Genomic DNA, 18,371 nt, shown 5'->3' with positions numbered 1-18,371 from the left:
ACGCCTCGCGCATCTCCTCTGCTAGGCGCTTTTTGTAGGCGCGCTTGAAATAAAATGCCCAAATTAGCGGAAATATTATCTCCAGCCCTTTCCAAAATGCAAACCCGCCATACTCTCCAGGGATGGTAAAAAAACCTATCCAAACTGCATAGTAAGCAGCCACATAGCTTATCACGAAGATAAGGCCCCAAATTAGTACTTCGGAGCCGGTCGTAACGATCCAGATCGCAATCAAATAGATTAAAGCACTTGCTAGCGCGGTCGAAAAAAACCAATTCAAAACGCCTAATTTTTGATGGTCTATATCCGCGCTAAGATAGCCTACTACGCACGCGATAATACACAGAGCGCATAAGATAGCGCGCAGTACGGCTAAATAGCGCAGTCTGCGGGGTTGTATCGCGCCTTCATAGTCGCTGTTTTCGCAGCTACTACTTTGGCTGTTTTTGCCGCCGCGCCCCGCCACATAGACAAGATGTGCGCCCAGCGCTATGAAACACGCGCATGCTGCAAGGTCCCAAAATATGAAGTTACCGAAGATTGTCCCGCCCGAGCCATCATCGCCCGTAAGTCCTATTAAATAAGGCCACGAAATTTTCACTATGCAAAACGTCGCCGCAAGCAAAATCGGGTGCAGCGCGAGCCTACTGTTTCGCAAATCAGAGAGTAAATTTTTAAAATATCTCATGCTTTCCCCTTAAAATTCTGCGGAATTCTAAAATCCCGAAAGAACTCCGCGCATGGTCTGCGAATAGAAATTTATAATTCCCCAATGCGAAATTCTACTACTAAATTTAGAATTTTGCGGCGAGGAATTTTAAAATCAAAGTATGTAGCGCAAGCCGTTAAATAAAAATGCTCGGACACAGTCCGCACCTCTGGCATCGTAGGGGGATGGGTGGGGTTTGTGGGCGAGCAGAGCAATGCGGTGCTGCGGGGCAGCGCCACCTCTGCGAGAGGTGCAACCTCGCACTTCAAGCCCCCTTCCCGCCCCAAGAATAACAGAGATCACGGTATAAATTTCACTGGCTGTGAATTTGGCGATAAAATTTTATTTTGTAAGTTTCTATAAAATTTCATAGATATAACTTAGCGTCTGGGTGCATTATGCGCGATATTCGTAAGAGGGCAGCGCTCGGAGTTAGCGGGGCGCCCCCACGACTTTTTAAAATTTTGCCCCCACCCGCGCGACGCTAGTGATACGGACTGCGTCCGCGTTAAATTTAAATTACGGCTTTCGCCACATAAATTTGGGTTAAATTTATGCATTTTTTTCAACGTCGTATTTTGGCTCCGATAAAATTTTAAAACAGAATTTTAAGAAAATTTAACGGCAAAATTTTACTCGCTTCTCATGTTTCAAGGCGCGGTTCGGAGCTGAAATTTTAAAGCCACTTTGCTCGTTCATTGCTAGGATCAGTTTCGTTGCCGATCGCTTCGTAGCGCGAGTAGTAAAACTCCACAAACTCCCGCACCTGCGCCTCGCGCGGCAGATACACGCCGCCGCTAAGCTCCGCAAAGCGCGATAAAAATTCCGCCGCGTCCTTTTTGTCGCAATAAAGCCGCGCCAGCTCCTCGTAGTTTTGCAAGCACGCGGCTTTGAAGCTCTCATAGCCTGCGCGGTCAAATTTAACCGCCAGCCGCATGCCGTCAAATTTCAAAACGCCCGATGCGAAAAGCAAGCTCAGATGTATCAGAGCCTCGCAGTAGTAGGGCTTGAGCTCCTCCACCCGCTGCCACGCGATGAGCCCTACGGCGCGGCGGATCAGCTCATCTAGCACCGGCAGGCAAAACTCCTCCTCCTCCTCGTGGAAAAAGAAGTTCACGAGCCCGCCAGTGGTCGCCTTGTACTCCTCGATGAGCTTGAAAAGCCCCGAGCGGTTCATGCGCGCCTCGGTGTCTGCGTCGATGAAAAATATATGCCCGAACTCATGCCCGATCGTCGATATTTCATAGACGCGGCGCCAAATTTGCGGCTTTTTAAATAAAATTTCGCGTCCGAAATTTAGATAGTCGAGGTCGAAAATTTCGCTGCTTAGCCGCATAAAAGGTCTAGCCTTGGCGCTTTCATAGACGAAATTTACAAAGGCGAAAATTTTCTTACCGCAGTTGGTGCTTACGAACTCGTCGTTGGGTACGACCTGCGCCGAAAAGAGCCCGTTAAGATCGGCTCCGTAGTAGATCAGCGGCGCGCAGACATAAAGCTGGGTCTTGGCGATGTTTGAGAGCACGAGCGAGTGCATGACGGCGTTGTTTGCGCCGATTTTTTCATACGCACGCTCAAAACTCTCGCTTACGCGCGCTTTAAATTCCTCCGCGCTAAACTCATATGCGCCTGCAAGTCTGACGTCCCATTCCGGCGCGACTGCGTGCGTGTAGGCATCCTCATAGTACTCAAGCGGATGACCGATCTGAAGCGGCGTTTTTATATCCATCCACGCGATCTCCGCATCCCGCCACGCGCCGATCACCGCGCTAGCGTCCTTTTCGCAAAAGGCCTGTTTGAGCTTGCTTAGATACGCGATGTAGGCTAGTTCGCTCTCATCTTCGGCAAGCGTCACCAGGCGCTCCAAAAGATCGCTAAATTCGCTCTGTAGCTTTGCCGTCTCATCCGCAAATGCCACGGCGTAGGGCACCATTTGGGATTTGCCCTCGCGCTGCACTATCGCGCCGTAGCAGCGCTCGCAGATCTCGCCGTGAGGCGTGCGCATAAACAGCTCCTCTTGCAGTAAAAATTCCTTCGCCTGCGCAAGCGAGCTAAATTCCTGCTGTAAGCGCTTGTTCGTGCCTTCGATAATTAGGGCTTGCCAGCTTTTTTGCATATCGCTTAGCACGAGCCCGATGCGGTGCACGCCCTTTAAAAGCTCCAGATAAAACGGCTGCAAAATCCCCTGCGCGCCGGCCTCGGCGATAAGAGCCGCGTGCATGCTCTCGTGTATTTCGCGCGTGAAATCGTACATTTTGCTCTTTAGCTCGCGCTGCCGCGCCTCATCGTAGCCCAAGCGGCGAAATTCTTGCAGCAGCGGATCCTCTTTGAGATCGACTATGCGTCGCAACACGGCGATGCGCGCAGTATCGCCAGACTCAAAGCCGCAAATTTCTAGCCCGCGCGCGATCAGCTCGGCGTGCGGCTCGTCGTAGAGGGCGTTTAGTCGCGCCTTAGCGCTCGCTGCCATCTCGCTAAGTTTTGCAAAATCGTTCATCGCGTATCCTTTTTGCCGTTTTTATCGTCTTTTTACGAGCGGAATGTGTCTGCTTCGCGAGCAAAATTCTATCCTCGCATCCGCTTAAAATTTTAAAATTTCGACATAGATTTTTGCCGATTGTATCGAAAAAGTGTTAAATTTGCGCGGTTAAAATGCGAAATTTTTAAATTTAAGGAGTAAAAATGAGCGATTTAAACTTAGACGATTTCGGCGAGCCGCGCATCAAGGTCGTAGCGCTGCCTAAGGATACGAATAGCTCGGGCAATATTTTCGGCGGCTGGATACTAGCGCAGATCGATTTAGCGGGCGCGACGGCGGCGCGCGAGATAGCGCCCGAGCGGGTCGTGACGATCTCGATGCAGGAGGTAACTTTCAAGCAGCCCGTATTTATCGGCGATGTCATCAGCTGCTACGCAAAAGTATTAAGCGTAGGAAATACCTCTATCCGCGTGCAGATCGAGGTCGCAGCGTTGCGGCTGGGCGAGGATGGATTTCGCGAGTGCCTGCACGTAACCAGTGCGATCGCAACCTACGTAAGTGTGACCAAATCAGGCCAAAAAAAGCCGATCAGCGCAGAGATTAAGAGGCTGCATGGATTTTAAAATTTCTCAGACTTTAGTTTCAGCTCAAGGAATTTTAGCATCAAGCTTATAACGCGAAAATTCTTAGGTGCGATAAGCTTAGTGCGCAGAATTTGCTGTATAAAATTTTATAATTTTAAGCGCGGAATTTTGCTGTGTAGTATTTTGGTGGAAAACCTAGCAGACGGAATTTTAGAATTTTAGAATTTTAGAATTTTAGAATTTTAGAATTTTAGAATTTTGCGGCGCACAGATTAATAAACAAATTAAAACGCGCCGCAGCAAGTGGTGCTAGCAGCTAGTTTGCAGCGTCTTGAAGCTCTTCTTCGATCTCGGAGTTGCTTTTTACGACCATGCCTGAGCCGTGGATGACGCTAGGCATGCAGGATGTGCAGATATGCACTGTCTCGCCGTTTTTATGCGCCTTGATAAAGACCGCATTTTCATCGTCGCTGCTTTTTAGCGAACATATATTACAAATGTAAATATCGCCTGATTTCATAGAAATCCTTTCTTAAAAAATTTCGCACTATTTTATGAAAATTTCAAAATTTTTCATTGATTTTAGTTAATCTTTAGCGATTTTTATTGCGGGCGCTTTCATCTATTAGCACTATGTGCGTCAAAAAGATGATGAAAAATAGCTGGAAAAATAATCCTACCAGCGGGATCAAGCACAGCAGATAAAAAATAAAAGCGCTTAGGGCAAATTTATATCCGCCACCCATTTTATAAGAGCGCTCGAAGCTTTTCGCGCTTAACGCGTTTGAAGCGACGTCGATTAGAACCAGCTTGTAATAGATATAAAAAAACGGCACGTTGATGATGAATAAATTTATTACCGGCACAAACAAAAGCACCGAACAGATAAATAAGATCGCTAAAAATTTTAAAATTTCAAGAGCCGTTAGTTTCAACACTCGCGCCGTGCTGGCTTCGTCCGCGCGGATTAGGCGGTAGTGGCGGGCGTTGATCTCTTTAGTGACTGCGGGCGTCAAAAAGGCCGCGATGATAAGCGCACAAAACACGCTAAGCATCAGCACCGCAAAGCTGGCAAACACCGAAAAAATCGCGCCGATAATCCACTTCGTAGCAGCGAAGCTTAGAATTTTTGCAATTACCGGGAAGCGCTGTTCGTCCAAGAAGCTAAAATCGCCGCTTTGCGCGCCCTGCGAAAGCGCGTCAAAAAGCTCTTCACCGCCGAAAAATGCGAGCGTGCCCAAGATTATGAGCGAGCACACAAGCGGCAATAGCGAGAGCAAAATAAACTTGCGCGTAAAAAAGTCCTGCTTTGCCAAATTAAAAATTCTACCCATGTATGCTCCTATTTGCGTTATTTTAGCGACTTTTGCGACGGAATTTGAGCTGAGCAATTTGGCTACCGCACCGCGCCTCATTGATCCGCCCACTTGGCTCATTCGCTTGCTTTAGCCGGCTCATCTTGCATTATAATACGAAATTTATGCTTTGATCGCTTGCCTGCGTTTAATCTGCTCATTTATAGTGTGTAAAAAGAGGCCAGATCTAGTTATGTTTTTACCTGTTGCGAATATTTATTTGCTTGCTGCGCGGAATTTTGCCACTTATAAATAGGCTGACATTGCGTAAAATTTTAGGTACAAAACTGCAGAATTTCAAATCAAACCTCTTTTTTAAAATTTGCCTGCCGAAATTTTATAGATGAAATTTCAAAATTTCAAAGGGAAATCTCCCGCGCAAACCCATGACTTCACTTCGTCGCGTCGTAGATCTTTTGCAATTGCTCGTAAATTTCGTTTGCGCTTACCGCACCTTTTGATAGCACCTCTATTAGCACCTCGTTATCCTCAAGGTCTCCCCAGATTTTGCGGTAGTTGCCCTCTTTGTAGCCGTTATTTTGGCGGAATTTATTCAGCACGTTTTTGCCGATATATTTGGCAAAAAGTATGTCTAAGCTCACTCCGCATTTAATCGCGACGCGAAAAAAATCGGTCAGCAGCTCGCCGATTTGTAGCTCAAAGCCGCTTGTTTCGTGGATTATGAGCTCGATGTCGTTTACGATCTCGTAGATGCTGTATTCGCGCACATCGTAGGCGTAGGAGCTAAACTCCGCAAATCCGCTTACTGCTGTGACGTCGCTTACGATGTGATCGATGTCTTTGCCGCCGTAATATTGCTCTAAAATATAGCTCATTACGAAGTGCCAAATATCAACGATCTCGATGACGATATTATTCACGTCCGGCGCTGCAGAGATATTTTTCCAATGCTTCCACGCAAAGCTATCGATGAGTTCTGCGCATTCCATGTAAATGCAGCGCTTCCAGTTGATAAGTTTGCCGTTTTTTGTATAGCCGTCCTCCCAGCCCACGCCATTTGTTTCGTCGTTTAGGGCTTGCTGCATCAAAAACATCTCTTTTACTTTTTTATAATTTTCCATAAAAATTCTCCTAATTTTGGCTCGCGATTATAGCTAATAAAAGAAAATCATTGTATAATTTAGCAAAAAGGAGGCTTAAAATGTGTGCCGCTCAAGATAAATTCGACGAGTTTTTAGGCAGGATGAAACTCCTATCTCTCGGAGTTTTGCGCAATAATCTGCCATATTGCTGCAGTGCATTTTATGCCTACGATCCGCAAAATAAGGAGCTCATCATCGCAAGCGCGAGCGACTCCGAGCATATCAAAGCAGTCTTTGCCAATCGCGGAGTTGCAGCTACGGTCGCGCTGGATACGAAATTTGTAGGTAGGATCAAAGGTGTGCAGATATGCGGTCATATCCGTAGCGCGGATGAGCGCGAAACCTCGCTATATCTTAAGCGCTTCCCGTTTGCGCGCGCGATGGAGACCGATTTTTTTACGATCAGAATCGATTGGATGAAAATGACCGATAATACTTTAACTTTCGGCAAAAAACTAATTTGGGAGCGCTAGTTTGCTAAGAAATCGTCTATTTATTTTTACGAAATTTTAGACTTGCGAGGATTAAATTTTATCTAGTAAGATTTTGAAATTTGCATAAAATTCTATCTTGTCTATTTTTCAAAGAATTTCACCATTAGATTCGCTTTAAAATTTCCGCTCGGTTGGTTTTTGGAATTTTACAGCATGGAATTTAGCGTAGAATTTCATGTTGCAAGCTGAGGTTGTCGCAAATTTTATTTCCTTAGAAGCGGAGCCTACCACGTAAAATTTCGCTTGAAAATTTTAAAATTCTAAAATTTCGCTTTTCAAATTTAGCCTGGCGCTCAAGCTTAGCTCTGCCGCTCCCTGATTTCGCTTACTAGCCGTCCGCCGATCGCATAGTCGTCAGTGGATATTTCATCTATCGTAACGACCGTAGTTTTTTCGCCCCTGCCTAACACGGCTACCAGGGCATCGGTTAGGTCTTTTACGAGCTTTGCTTTTTGTTCGCGACTTAAGCCGCCGCGCTCTTTGGTGATTTTGACGTTTATGTAGGGCATTAATTCTCCTTAAAATAAACGTAATTGTAACTAAAATTTCGTCTGTGCGCCTGAAAGTGCGAAATTTTATGTTAAAATCGCCACAATCTAAATTTAAGGAGAAAATATGCCATTGTTAGATAGTTTTAAGGTCGATCATACTCGCATGAATGCCCCTGGCGTGCGGCTCGCAAAGAGCATGCGCACCAAAAGCGGCGATAAAATCAGCGTCTATGATCTGCGGTTTTGCCGCCCGAATTTAGAGATCATGAGCGAGCGCGGCACCCACACGCTGGAGCATCTTTTCGCGGGCTTCATGCGCGAGCACCTAAATAGCGCGGACGTCGAGATCATCGACATCTCGCCGATGGGGTGCCGCACGGGATTTTATATGAGCGTGATCGGCGCGCCTAGCGAGAGTGCCGTCGCGGTAGCGTGGAGCGCGAGCATGAAGGACATTTTGGGTGTCGGCTCTCAAGCAGAGATCCCCGAGCTGAATAAATTTCAGTGCGGCACCTTCGCGATGCACTCGCTAGCAGAAGCCAAACAGATCGCGCAAAACGTGCTAAATAAAGGAATCGGCGTGATCAAAAACGACGAGATCGCGCTGGATCCAAGCAAGATAAAATAGTTTTGAAATTTAAGAGATAGCGCAAAATTCTAACGCTATCTCTTTGAACTCCCGCTCGGCTCGTGATCAGTATGTTACGCGCTATAAAAACGTTATCGTAAAATGTGCAAAAATTCGAGGCGCAAAAATGCGTATCTGCTAAAACAAGCCAGAGGTAACATCTATTTATAAGCCGATTTAGCTTTATAAACCGACTTGGAGCTTGCCGTAAAGTCTGCGCCATGCGAGGTTTTTGATAAAAGCTACGATTTGGCTTTAATCTGGGTAGCAAAAGCGCACAAGCAGAGCTCATATCAAATTTAATAAATTTATCTCGTAGGCCGGCTTTAAATTTATAAGAATTTTTAAAATTTCGTCTTAAATTAAAGCCGAAATTCTATCCGCAAATACCATGCTTATGCACATTATTACTTTCAGATGCGATCTTCAATCCTCAAAAAAAATCGTATAGCAAAACGAGAATTTAAAATTTTTATTTAAGGTTTCGTTGTGAGTTTGACGCTTGAAATTTCACTTTCGCTGCACGAAAAGAATGCTAAAATTCCGCCGAAACCGCACCGGATTCGGTGAACTTAAAGGAGCGAAAATGCAAAGAATTTTTCATATAAAAGATGCTATTTGTAGCGACGAGCGAGCCGTAAAAACGACATTTTTTACTACGGAGGCCACTTGCGGCGCGGTTTGGATCGTCAAACGCGGCCAGGTCGTAGCGCCGCATATTCACCCAGACGGCGATGACGTGTGGATCTGCTTAAGCGGACGCGGCGTGTTTTATCCGAGTAAGGGCGAGGAGGTACCGATCTGTGCGGGCGATCTAATCATTTCCAAAAGCGGAGAGTGCCACGGTATGAAAAATACGGGCGATGAGGATTTTGTGTTTGCAAGCGTTACGGCGCCGATTCCGTGCGGCTACGAAGCGATTTGAATTAAAATTCGCCAGAGATTTTGTGGCATTCGTAAAATAAATTAGCGCCGCAAAGAGTTGAATCAGAATTTGCCCGTAGCGTTAAATTTCATAAATTTAGCCGCGCTTTTGTACAATTTCAAGTGCCGCGCAATCTGCGGCGAGATTAAATTTGAGGCAAAAGATGTATGAGGATTTTACGCAAGAGCCAAAGGACGAGCGCGCGCAAAAGAAGCGCGAGGCAAGAGCAAAAAGCCGCGAGCCGGTGCGAGACGGGCCTCGAGGCATGCCGCTTTGGCGCAAGATCGCGCTTGGTATAACGTTTGCGTTCGCGGCTTTTAGCGTGCTTATTATGTCGGCGGTTATAAATTCCGCAGACGACTACTCGCCGCGGGACGACGAGCAGATCAAATACAGCGATTTTTACAAAAAAGGAGATGAAATTTACGCCCTCGTGGTGGGCGCGGGCTATTTTGCGATACCGGACGCGGACGCGGCGAGCTTTCGGGTTTTGGATTTCGGCTCCGGCTACCGCTCCAACGTCGCGGCGGATAAAAACGCCGTATATTGCGGAAACATCGCGATGAGCGAGCTGGAGCCAGCGCGCACGAAGGCCGTAGCGTTCGGATACGTAAGCGACGGGCGAGCTAGCTATTTCTGCGACGGCGAGGCGGTGCCAAACGACGCGCTGGGGGCGTTTAAGCTTACTTATCAAACCTTGGCGCATATTTTTTGGGATGCGCCCAAGCCGCAAAGCTACATTTATAAATTTAAACGAATGGACGCTACGGATCTGCGCCAAATCGCGGGCTTGTATTATGCTGCGGAGGACTCGCTCGCGTTTTATAAAGGAGAGGTTTTGCCGAGCGCCGATGCTAAGAGCCTGCGCCGGATAGAGGGAAGCGATGGGCGCGCTAGCGGCGTTTATGCCGCGGACGGCGCGAACGTGTATTTTAAAAACCTACGCCTTGACGCGCGCGATAACGGCGGGCATTACGAACTTTTCAGACAGCGGTTGAGTTATTTTTTGTGGGATGCGAAAAGCGGCGACGTTTTTGCGAACGATTTAAAATTTGACCCCGCCGCCGCGCCCTATGCTCCGCTAAATAGGCAGCTTGCGCACTCAAACCATCTGCTTTTTGCCTCCCCTGGCGGCATCTACTATTTCGACGAGAACGACGGAAAGCAAAAGCGCGCGGGAGACGATCCCTTTGTGGGCGAAGTTCGCGCGCTTAGCGGTAGCGTGTTTCAAAGCGGCGAGCGGATATATTTTTTAGAAGGCGCCGAAGTTTGGGGCGGCGGTCGCAGCACCCGCAGGCTGGTCGCTCGTAAAAGCGGGCTTTTCGCGCTCGATCTGCCGCACGAGTGGCACAGGGTCGGCGGCGTGCACGGCGGGCTATACGGCTGGGTGTATTCAAACGGCGGGCGATTTTTCTATTTCGACGATCTGGGCTCTTCGCAACTGATAGATCGCTGCATTTATGAGATCAGGGATCTAGATTTGGTTGAAATTTTGCTTCAAAAAAGCAGCCTTGGCACGAGTAAAATTCGCGAGATGATAAAGAGCGGCGGGCTTGAGGCGGTGGACGGCGAGCTGCTTTTTGAAGTAAAGACGCGAGTGGAATTTTAGGGCGGTTTAAGCGCGCTTTGGGCGTAGAAAGCGCTGCTAAATTTTAAAATTTGATTTTTGCGTAAATTTATGAAATTTATGCGGCACTGCGGGCTTTGGCGCTAGCTTAGAATTTCATCGCAAATCACTTTAAGAGGGAGCGCGCAAATTTCGTTTCGCGCTGTAGCGACGACGCGCGAAATATTTTGTATCGGTCGCGATTTTTGCGTCGCGGCGCGCTTGGATAAGGCGTCGCCGTAAATTTTATTTTAGCGCCGCAGCTTTCGTAAATTTTTCTAGCAGTGCAGGCAACGCGGCGACAGAGCATAAATTTAAAAGCCTCAATCGCAAAGTTGCACGCATAAAATTTGCGCGCTCAAACTTACGAGATAAAATTTAGCGGCTTGGATTCAAAAGCGTAAATTCCTTTTTTGATATGAAATTTAACAGAGTGAGTGTAGATCAAGCGGCGCGACCAAAGCGCCGTTTTGCAAACCCGCGAGCTTTAAGTGAAGAAAAATAAAGCGCTATTTTATAAATCCGCTTGCTACTACGCGATCGCGCTCGTCGTAAAAAACCGCGAGCTGTGCAGGAGCGATGCCTGCTGCGGGCGCGGACAGCACGGCATGCACGCCGCCGTCTTCGCGAGGCGCAATTTTAACGGGGAGTTTGGCGCTGCGGTAGCGGATCTTAACGCCGAGACCCGCCATATTTAAAATTTCATCCCTGCTTAAAAAGGCGTTAAAATTTTCGGTGTCGAACTCGTAGGTCGCCAACTCCTCCTTACCGCCCACGACGATCTCGTTTTTGTGCGGGTCGATGCTTAGCACGAAGTGCGGCTCATGCGCGCCGTGCACCGTAAAACCGCGGCGCTTGCCGATCGTGTAATGCATATAGCCCTCGTGAGTGCCGATGGCGTTGCCCGCGCGGTCGCGCACGATGCCGGGCATTTTGGTGCCCGTATGACGGTTTAAAACGTCGATGTAGGTGGTGTCCACAAAGCAGATCTCGCTGCTTTCGCTCGCAGAAGCGATCTGCGAAAGCTCCGTATAGGCGCGCGCAGCCTCTTTGACGTCCTTTTTATACATCCCCCCAAGCGGAAAGAGCATAAACTCAAGCGCGGTGGGATCGATGTTTGCTAAAAAATAGCTCTGATCTTTGCTAAGATCGGTCGCGGCTTTTAAAAGCCCATCCTCGATGCGGACGTAATGCCCCGTAGCAAGACGCTCAAAGCCCTGCTCACGCGCGAATTCCAAAAGCTTGCCTAGCTTTATACGGCGGTTACACAGCGCGCACGGATTTGGCGTAAGACCGCCGATATAAGCCTGCACGAAGGGCTCGTAAACATCGCGATTAAAATCATCCTGCAGATCCAAAATGTGGATTTTTATACCCAAAAACTCGCCTACTTTGCAAACTTTAGCGATGTTTGCTTCGTGATAGCCCGGCTTTGCGTGTAGCTTCATATAGCAGCCCTGCACCTCGTGCCCCGCGTCCTGCAGCAGCTTCGCGCACATCGAGCTGTCCACGCCGCCGCTCATCGCGACTAAAATTTTCATTCGTTCTCTCCCGTTCGCACGTCCGTTAAAATTTCATCCACGCTGTCGCAGAGCTTAAAATTTTGCAGATCGCTTTCGTTTATCGCACCAGATTTTAGCAGTGAAGTGCGGAAAAACTCCATCAAAGGCGCGTAGAATTCCTCGTCGTAAAGATAGATCTGTGCGCGCTTAAAGCCCGTCTGCACCAGCACTAAAATTTCAAAAAACTCATCCAGTGTCCCAAAGCCGCCAGGAAAGATGACGAAAATTTCGCTGTTTTCGATGAGAGCGCCTTTGCGTGGCGCAAATGCCGAAAATTTCGCGCCCTGCGTCAAAAAGCCGTTGCTTTTTTGCTCAAACGGCAGCATGATGTTGAAGCCCACGCTGTGCGTTTTCGCGCGCGAGAAGGCGCCCTTGTTCGCGCCCAGCATGATCCCGCCGCCGCCGCCCGTGATGATCGCGTATCCCATATCCGCAAGCGCCGCGCAGAGCTTTTGCGCGTCTTTTACGTAGCGATTGTCCTCGCTAAAGCGTGCCGAGCCAAAGATCGTGGCGCTTTTGCCCACATTTTTGAGATTGTCGCGGGCGATTTTGATGTCTTTTAAAATTTCTTTTAACTGCATGATTAATCTATCTTTTATGTATATTATTTAAAATTTTAGCTTTAAGAATAGCATTAAATTTTTAAAATTCCGTTTAAAAAGGCAGAATTTACGTTATTTAAAATCTCATCGTAAATCATACTAGGTTGCTAAGTTTTCGTAAAAATCCGCCGACGCCGCGGTAAGCGCTCATATCGATCGGCTCGCAGCCCTGCTTGCTCAAAAATCGCGAGACGCTCTGTCTAAGCGCGATGGTAGCGGGCGAAAACGGATAGTGCGAGTTAAAAAGCGCGCGATTTTGTGAGCAGACGACTACTTGTTTGCAAAACGGCACAAAGCCTAGCAGTTTAAAGCCCAGCTCGCTTATATTGCGGTGCGCAACCGACTTTAGATTGTCGTAAATCATCACGGCATCATCCTCGCTCGCGGTGAAATTTAGCAAAAACAAAACCTCTTTTTTGCTCGCCCCAAGCGTCTTTAAAAGCGCGTAGGTGTTGCTGATCGAGCAGGGTTCGTTCGCGCACAGCACGATATTTTCGTCGCCGATGCTCAAAAAATCTCCAAGATACTCAAGCCCCGCATCGATCAAAATAAAATCGAAGATTCCCGCCTCTTTCAGCTCGCTTGCGAAACGAGCAGGGCTTTCGTGAGCTTTTGCGTTTGCGAAATTTCCGGCTTTTTCGGGATTTGATGAGCGGGCGGAATTTTTCATTTCATCTTTACTCGCGGAATTTTGAGAATTCTCGTCAGGGATTGAATTTTGCTTGGTGAAATCATTGCTTTTAAAATTCTCTAGGCTTTCTGATTCTGTAAAATTCCATCCATCTTCGCAATTCTGCGGCTTTTTGGCTGCACAATTCGTAGAATTTTTTGCAGCGTTTGCCATTGAATTTGAAGCGGCGGAATTTTCTGAGTTGTTTTTGCCATCAAAGCTCGTGAGTTTTTGCGCGTAATTGTGCGAGCCGCCACTTTCGTCGTCTTGCGAGCCTTGCGCGCTACCTATAGAATTTTGCATGACGTAATCGTCCGCGCTAGAGCCTGCGTTTTTGATGGAATTTTGCGCCATAGAATTCGCGCTATTTACAGAATTTTGCGAGGACACGGGATTTTGTGAAGTAAGTGCGGGCGAAACGAGAGTTAAATTTTGAGAAATTTTTACCGCGACGGCGCTTGGTAGCGAAATCCTCTTTCTTTGCAAAGCGTTTAAAATGATCTCTTGATTGTTTAAATTTGGCGCTTCTATGATCGCCGTGCGGTAGCCCTGCTCGCTTAGAATTTCGGCGAAATTTGCTGCAATCACGCTTTTGCCAACCCCGCCCTTGGCGCTTAAAAAATTTACGATTTTAGTTTGCATATCAGTCCTCTTTTAAATTTCATCTCTCCAAGTGGCAAAATCACGCTTATGCGCTCGCAAACACCCGGATGCGGCAGCATCAGCCGCTCGCAGGCACGCACCTTCGCGCTTGCATATAAAATATCCACGTCCAGCGTGCGCGGCGCGTTTTTGAAGCTTCTTTTGCGTCCAAATCGTAGCTCTGCGCGCTGCATGATTTTAAGCAATGTAAGCGGTGGCAGAGAGCTTTGCACGAGCATTACGGCGTTTAAAAAATCGGGCTGATCTAAAAAGCCAAACGGCCTGTTTTTTAAGATCGGAGAATTTTGCGCTACGAAAAAGCGCGTATCGCTTTGCAAAACACAATAAAATCGCTCGAAGCGCCGCCTGACATCTCCTAAATTTCCGCCGAGCCCGAGCAGGTATAAATTTTTAAAATTTTTGCGCTCGCGACGCCTCATCGGGAAAACAGCACTTTTTGCGACGCACAACGCGTCCGCGCACTCGTAAAATCCGTTTTTCTTAAGTCGCACGTTCACCTGGGCTACTCTCATAAAATTTCAGCCCCGTTTTCGCGCACGACCACGACGTCCTCGATGCGCACGCCAAACTCGCCGGGCAAGTAAATCCCGGGCTCCACGCTAAAGACCATCCCCTCTTTTAGCACGGTATCTCCGCGCTTTGAGATGAACGGAAGCTCATGGATATCGACTCCGACGCCGTGTCCGGTGCTGTGAAAAAACGCTTCGCCAAGACCCTGAGCGGCGATAAAATCCCTCGCCGCCGCGTCGATCTCGCGCGCCTTTTTACCGGGCGCGACCGCTGCGATCGCCAGAGCTTGCGCCTCTTTTACGATCTCGTAAATTTCTTGCCGTTTGGCGTTTTTAAAATTTTGCTCCTTGCCGAAGTTAAAATTTTCGTCAAAGTACGCCGTGCGCGTCCTATCGGAGCAGTAACGGTTAAATTTAATCCCCGCGTCAAGCAGGAGTAAATCGCCCTGTCGCAAACGTTTTTTACCGGGCAATGCGTGCGCCTTTGCGGCGTTTTCGTTGATCGCTACGATAGGCGAAAAGCTAAGCGAGAGCTCGCCATTTTTCTTAAAGATGAGCTCGGCGTTAAAAAACAGCTCCTCTTCGCTCATGCCTTCGCCGTTAGCGCGCACGAACGCGGCAAATTCGTCAAATCTTTCCGCACCTAACTGCGCCGCTTGCTTTAAAATTTTTATCTCATCCTCTGATTTTATTATGCGCGAAATTTGCGAAAAATTCGCCCGCGCCTTAAATCTTATCCCAAGCCCTTTGCTTAGCGCCCCCCACTCGCCCGCGCTAAAATCGTACGGGTTGTAGCCAAGCTCCTTTACGCCCGCCTTTCGCAAAAACAGCCGCGCATCTTTTATCAAATTTCGCTCGACCTCGATAACTTCGGTATCTTTGCAAAGTTCGCGCGCCTCGATGCTGTAACGCGCATCGGTGAGGAAAAATTTGCGCCCCGCGAGGCTCAAAAATATCGCGTTGTCGCAGCTGTATCCGCACTCGTGGTAAACGGCATTTTCGTCCTTTAGGATAAAATTTTTCAAATTTAACCCGACCCTACTCGGATTTCTGCTCGGCTCTGGCGGCCTTGATCTGCTCAAAAATTTGAATCATCCCGATCATCGCCAGATGGTATCCCACGGGACCGAATCCGATGATCTGACCCGCTGTTACGGGCGCTATTAGACTTTTTTGTCTAAGCTCCTCTCTGCGAGCGATGTTTGAGATATGCACCTCGATCACAGGTAGGCTGACTGCGGCGAGCGCATCGCGGATAGCAAGCGAAGTGTGCGTGTAGGCGGCGGGATTGATGATGATGCCGTCGCAGGTGCCGAAGCACTCTTGGATCTTGTCGACGATCTCGCCTTCGAAATTGCTTTGAAAAAACTCGATCTCGTTGCCGCTCTGATCGGCGACCGCCTTCATCTGCTTATGGATATCCTCCATCTTCATAACCCCGTAAATAGCGGGCTCGCGCATACCGAGCATATTGATATTCGGTCCTTGAATCACCATAATTTTCATTTTTGCGTCCTTGTTTTGAAATTTAAGCGAAAATTATAACCAAAGCGAGCTTATTTTTTACTATGGCGCTAAATTTGCCCGCTCAAGCCCAAGCGATAAAATTTTATCTCTAAATTTAGCGCGGAGGAGAATTTTATGCTAAAATCACGCGCTGTTTTAGATAAGGAAAACGATGAGGATTTTAAGGGTGAAGTGGGTTCTTGTCTGCGATGAGAATTTTAAAATTTTAAAAGAGGGCGCGATCGTCTTTGATAAAAAGATAATCGAGGTCTGCGCCTTTGCTAGTGCGGCGCGCAAATATCCGCAAGCCGAAATTTTGGACTTTAGCGGCGACATAGCGATGCCTGCGTTTATAAATCCGCACGTGCATTTGGAATTTAGCGCAAACAAAGGCTCGCTGCGTTACGGCGATTTTTTGGATTGGCTAGGCAGCGTCATCGCCTCAAGGCAGCAGCTTGACGCTGCGGCGCGCGGACGATTGACCTTGGAGCAGATCGCCGCGATGATGCGAAGCGGCATAGGTACGATCGGCGAAATTTCAAGTTTCGGCGGCGAGGCTGAAGCTTGCGCGCAAAGCGGCATTAGAACCGTGTTTTTTAATGAGATTTTAGGCGCGAGTAAGGACGCTGCGGCGGAGAATATTTCTAAATTTAAAGAGCGATTTGAGCGCGCAAAGGCGCTCGCAAGCTCGCTTTTTATCCCCGCCGTGTCGGTGCACTCGCCGTATTCGGCGCACCCGCAGATTACGGAGTTTGCGACGAAGCTTGCCCGCGAAAACGGGCTTGCTATAAGCACGCATTTTATGGAGAGCGCGTATGAGCGGCAGTGGCTGCGCACCGGTCGCGGCAAATTTAAAGCCTGGCTTGCTAAATTTAATCCAACGCCCGCGCCTTTTTACTCGCCGCAGAGCTTCGTAGCGCATTTTAGCGGGCTTCGCACGCTTTTTACGCATTGCGTTTGGGTGGATGATTTTAGCATCTTTGATCCGAAGCTTCACTCGATCACGCACTGCGCGCGCTCCAACCGCCTGCTTAGCAAAAAGCGACTAAGCTTTAAAAAGCTGCTCGCAAGCGGGCTTAATTACAACATCGCTACTGACGGGCTTAGCTCGAATTTTAGCCTAAGCTTTTTAGACGAGCTGCGTGCAAATTTAATGATGCACGACGAGTTGGGTTTGGTAGATCTGGCGCGAGCGCTAATTTTAGGCGCGACGAGAAACGCTGCTGCGGCACTGGGGCTAAATTTGGGCGAGCTGAGAGCCGGCAAGCTCGCCGACATCGCCGTTTTTGAAGGCATTGAGTGCAAGCAGAGCCAGCTGCCGCTACAGCTCATTTTGCAGAGCAAAAACGCAAAATCACTTTTTATCGAAGGAATGAAATGCAATTTCTAAAGAACATCTTTGCGCCGATCGGCGCCGTGCTCGGCTTTATCAACAAATACTTTAAATCCTTGATTTTTCTGCTTATTTTGTTTTTGATTTTCGCAGGCGGCGAAAGCGCGCAACAAAAGGGCGCGAATCTAGCTCAGCTTTCGCTAAGCGGTGCGATAATGGACGATAGCGAAATTTTAGAAAAGATCGAAACTCTGAAAAACGACGAGACGATCAAAGGAGTACTTCTACTGATCGATAGCCCCGGCGGCGCGCTAAGCCCGAGCGTGGAAATTTCGCTGGCAGTCAAGTCTCTAAACTCGCGCAAGCCGGTCGTCGCCTATGCCAAGGGCACGATGGCGAGCGGCAGCTACCTAGGCGGCGTGTGGGCGAGTAAAATTTATGCAAATCCGGGCAGCTTCATCGGCTCCATTGGCGTGATCATGCAAGGCTTAGACGTGAGCGAAGCGGCAGCTAAATTAGGCTTTGCCGAACAGATCGTCAAAGCGGGCGAGCTCAAAGAAGCGGGCACGATGATGCGAAAATGGAGCGACGCGGAGCGCGCAAGCCTACAAGCCCTGGTGGACGAGAGCTATGAGCTATTTACGCGCGAGGTGGCGCAGGCGCGCTCGCTGGATCTTAGGAAGCGCGATACGTGGGCGAATGCGCGAGTATTTTTAGCTAGCGGCGCCAAAGGCGTCGGGCTCATCGACGAGGTGGGCTCTTTGGAGGATGCTAAGAGCGCGCTCGTAAAGGCTAGCGGCGTAGCAGATCCGATCTGGCAGGAGCCCTCGGCGTATGAGAAGATGATAGATAAGCTAGCAAATAAAAGCGAGAGTTTGGTGCGCGGTGCATTCGGCGCGAAGCTGATGGCGTATTAGAATTTTAGAAATTTCGTAGAAATTTTAAAATATGAGGGAATTTTAAAAGTAGAATTTTGTATGTAGAAGCTACACCGGGTTTGATTACTTTTAAATTTCCTCGCTTTTTCATTTGGCGTTTCTTTAAAATTTTACCCTTTTTGTGAATTTTTCTTTGTTTAAGAACTCCTCATTTTTCTACCAATTATTCAGCCCCCTTTAAGCATCGCTTCTGTATAATCACAATTCTGTTTCGCAC

The 18,371-nt window shown here is 48.2% G+C and carries 19 protein-coding genes; 7 read left to right on the top strand and 12 right to left on the bottom strand.

The window, feature by feature from the left end:
• Both QZ176_RS09465 and ciaB read right to left on the bottom strand, forming a co-directional pair.
• Positions 1 to 688: hypothetical protein (locus QZ176_RS09465; protein WP_295153104.1), on the bottom strand; the 688-nt coding region annotated here is incomplete at its 3' end.
• A gap of 697 nt (positions 689 to 1,385) precedes the next feature.
• Positions 1,386 to 3,203: an invasion protein CiaB gene (gene ciaB / locus QZ176_RS09460; protein ID WP_295153102.1), complete on the bottom strand. Its 1,818-nt coding sequence runs from the start codon at positions 3,201 to 3,203 to the stop codon at positions 1,386 to 1,388.
• Positions 3,204 to 3,388: 185 nt separating this feature from the next.
• On the opposite strand from ciaB, the gene QZ176_RS09455 reads away from it, so the two are divergent.
• Positions 3,389 to 3,808 (top strand): acyl-CoA thioesterase, encoded by a 420-nt coding sequence (locus QZ176_RS09455; RefSeq protein ID WP_295153100.1) that lies wholly within the window; start codon positions 3,389 to 3,391, stop codon positions 3,806 to 3,808.
• A 277-nt stretch (positions 3,809 to 4,085) separates the two neighbouring features.
• Here QZ176_RS09455 and QZ176_RS09450 read toward each other — a convergent pair whose 3' ends face one another.
• The 3 genes from QZ176_RS09450 to QZ176_RS09440 all read right to left on the bottom strand — a co-directional run bounded on the left by QZ176_RS09450 (position 4,086) and on the right by QZ176_RS09440 (position 6,206).
• Positions 4,086 to 4,289 carry a hypothetical protein gene (locus QZ176_RS09450; protein ID WP_005869903.1) on the bottom strand — a complete coding sequence of 68 codons (204 nt, stop codon included), beginning with the start codon at positions 4,287 to 4,289 and terminating at the stop codon, positions 4,086 to 4,088.
• Positions 4,290 to 4,362: 73 nt separating this feature from the next.
• Entirely contained in the window at positions 4,363 to 5,103 is a 741-nt protein-coding gene (locus QZ176_RS09445) for an EI24 domain-containing protein (protein WP_295153098.1), read from the bottom strand.
• A gap of 413 nt (positions 5,104 to 5,516) precedes the next feature.
• A complete protein-coding gene (locus QZ176_RS09440; protein WP_295153097.1) occupies positions 5,517 to 6,206 on the bottom strand; it encodes a dUTP diphosphatase in 690 nt (229 codons plus the stop codon).
• Positions 6,207 to 6,286: 80 nt separating this feature from the next.
• On the opposite strand from QZ176_RS09440, the gene QZ176_RS09435 reads away from it, so the two are divergent.
• Positions 6,287 to 6,700, top strand: a complete 414-nt coding sequence (locus QZ176_RS09435) for a hypothetical protein (RefSeq protein WP_177386822.1) — start codon at positions 6,287 to 6,289, stop codon at positions 6,698 to 6,700.
• A gap of 320 nt (positions 6,701 to 7,020) precedes the next feature.
• Here QZ176_RS09435 and QZ176_RS09430 read toward each other — a convergent pair whose 3' ends face one another.
• Complete coding sequence (locus QZ176_RS09430; protein WP_295153095.1) at positions 7,021 to 7,230, bottom strand: 4-oxalocrotonate tautomerase family protein; 210 nt, start codon at positions 7,228 to 7,230, stop codon at positions 7,021 to 7,023.
• Between the two features lie 106 nt (positions 7,231 to 7,336).
• Between QZ176_RS09430 and luxS the strand changes: the two genes are divergently transcribed.
• The 3 genes from luxS to QZ176_RS09415 all read left to right on the top strand — a co-directional run bounded on the left by luxS (position 7,337) and on the right by QZ176_RS09415 (position 10,374).
• Complete coding sequence (luxS, locus tag QZ176_RS09425) at positions 7,337 to 7,840, top strand: S-ribosylhomocysteine lyase (RefSeq protein ID WP_295153093.1); 504 nt, start codon at positions 7,337 to 7,339, stop codon at positions 7,838 to 7,840.
• A gap of 586 nt (positions 7,841 to 8,426) precedes the next feature.
• Positions 8,427 to 8,765, top strand: a complete 339-nt coding sequence (locus QZ176_RS09420) for a cupin domain-containing protein (RefSeq protein WP_040303516.1) — start codon at positions 8,427 to 8,429, stop codon at positions 8,763 to 8,765.
• A 163-nt stretch (positions 8,766 to 8,928) separates the two neighbouring features.
• Positions 8,929 to 10,374, top strand: a complete 1,446-nt coding sequence (locus QZ176_RS09415; RefSeq protein WP_295153090.1) for a DKNYY domain-containing protein — start codon at positions 8,929 to 8,931, stop codon at positions 10,372 to 10,374.
• A gap of 506 nt (positions 10,375 to 10,880) precedes the next feature.
• Here QZ176_RS09415 and mnmA read toward each other — a convergent pair.
• The 6 genes from mnmA to aroQ form a co-directional block, all read right to left on the bottom strand.
• Positions 10,881 to 11,912, bottom strand: coding sequence for a tRNA 2-thiouridine(34) synthase MnmA (mnmA, locus tag QZ176_RS09410; protein WP_295153088.1), 1,032 nt, complete (start codon positions 11,910 to 11,912; stop codon positions 10,881 to 10,883).
• Positions 11,909 to 12,514, bottom strand: a complete 606-nt coding sequence (locus QZ176_RS09405) for a TIGR00730 family Rossman fold protein (RefSeq protein WP_295153086.1) — start codon at positions 12,512 to 12,514, stop codon at positions 11,909 to 11,911. Before QZ176_RS09405 ends, mnmA begins: the two co-directional genes overlap by 4 nt.
• Positions 12,515 to 12,629: 115 nt before the next feature.
• Positions 12,630 to 13,847 (bottom strand): P-loop NTPase, encoded by a 1,218-nt coding sequence (locus tag QZ176_RS09400; protein ID WP_295153084.1) that lies wholly within the window; start codon positions 13,845 to 13,847, stop codon positions 12,630 to 12,632.
• Positions 13,829 to 14,380 (bottom strand): 2-amino-4-hydroxy-6-hydroxymethyldihydropteridine diphosphokinase, encoded by a 552-nt coding sequence (gene folK, locus QZ176_RS09395; protein ID WP_295153082.1) that lies wholly within the window; start codon positions 14,378 to 14,380, stop codon positions 13,829 to 13,831. The genes QZ176_RS09400 and folK overlap by 19 nt, the downstream gene beginning before the upstream one ends.
• Positions 14,377 to 15,402: a M24 family metallopeptidase gene (locus QZ176_RS09390; RefSeq protein ID WP_295153080.1), complete on the bottom strand. Its 1,026-nt coding sequence runs from the start codon at positions 15,400 to 15,402 to the stop codon at positions 14,377 to 14,379. The genes folK and QZ176_RS09390 overlap by 4 nt, the downstream gene beginning before the upstream one ends.
• 13 nt (positions 15,403 to 15,415) lie before the next feature.
• Positions 15,416 to 15,883, bottom strand: a complete 468-nt coding sequence (gene aroQ / locus QZ176_RS09385; RefSeq protein WP_295153078.1) for a type II 3-dehydroquinate dehydratase — start codon at positions 15,881 to 15,883, stop codon at positions 15,416 to 15,418.
• Between the two features lie 172 nt (positions 15,884 to 16,055).
• Between aroQ and QZ176_RS09380 the strand changes: the two genes are divergently transcribed.
• Positions 16,056 to 17,273, top strand: coding sequence for a metal-dependent hydrolase (locus QZ176_RS09380; protein WP_295153076.1), 1,218 nt, complete (start codon positions 16,056 to 16,058; stop codon positions 17,271 to 17,273).
• Positions 17,261 to 18,133 carry a signal peptide peptidase SppA gene (sppA, locus tag QZ176_RS09375; protein ID WP_295153074.1) on the top strand — a complete coding sequence of 291 codons (873 nt, stop codon included), beginning with the start codon at positions 17,261 to 17,263 and terminating at the stop codon, positions 18,131 to 18,133. The genes QZ176_RS09380 and sppA overlap by 13 nt, the downstream gene beginning before the upstream one ends.
• Positions 18,134 to 18,371 lie beyond the last annotated feature (238 nt).

Origin of the sequence: uncultured Campylobacter sp. (assembly GCF_905373215.1) — a bacterium.
Lineage (GTDB): Bacteria > Campylobacterota > Campylobacteria > Campylobacterales > Campylobacteraceae > Campylobacter_B.
The sequence above is the reverse complement of the archived record's forward strand: the minus strand, read 5'-3'. Positions and strand labels throughout refer to the sequence as shown.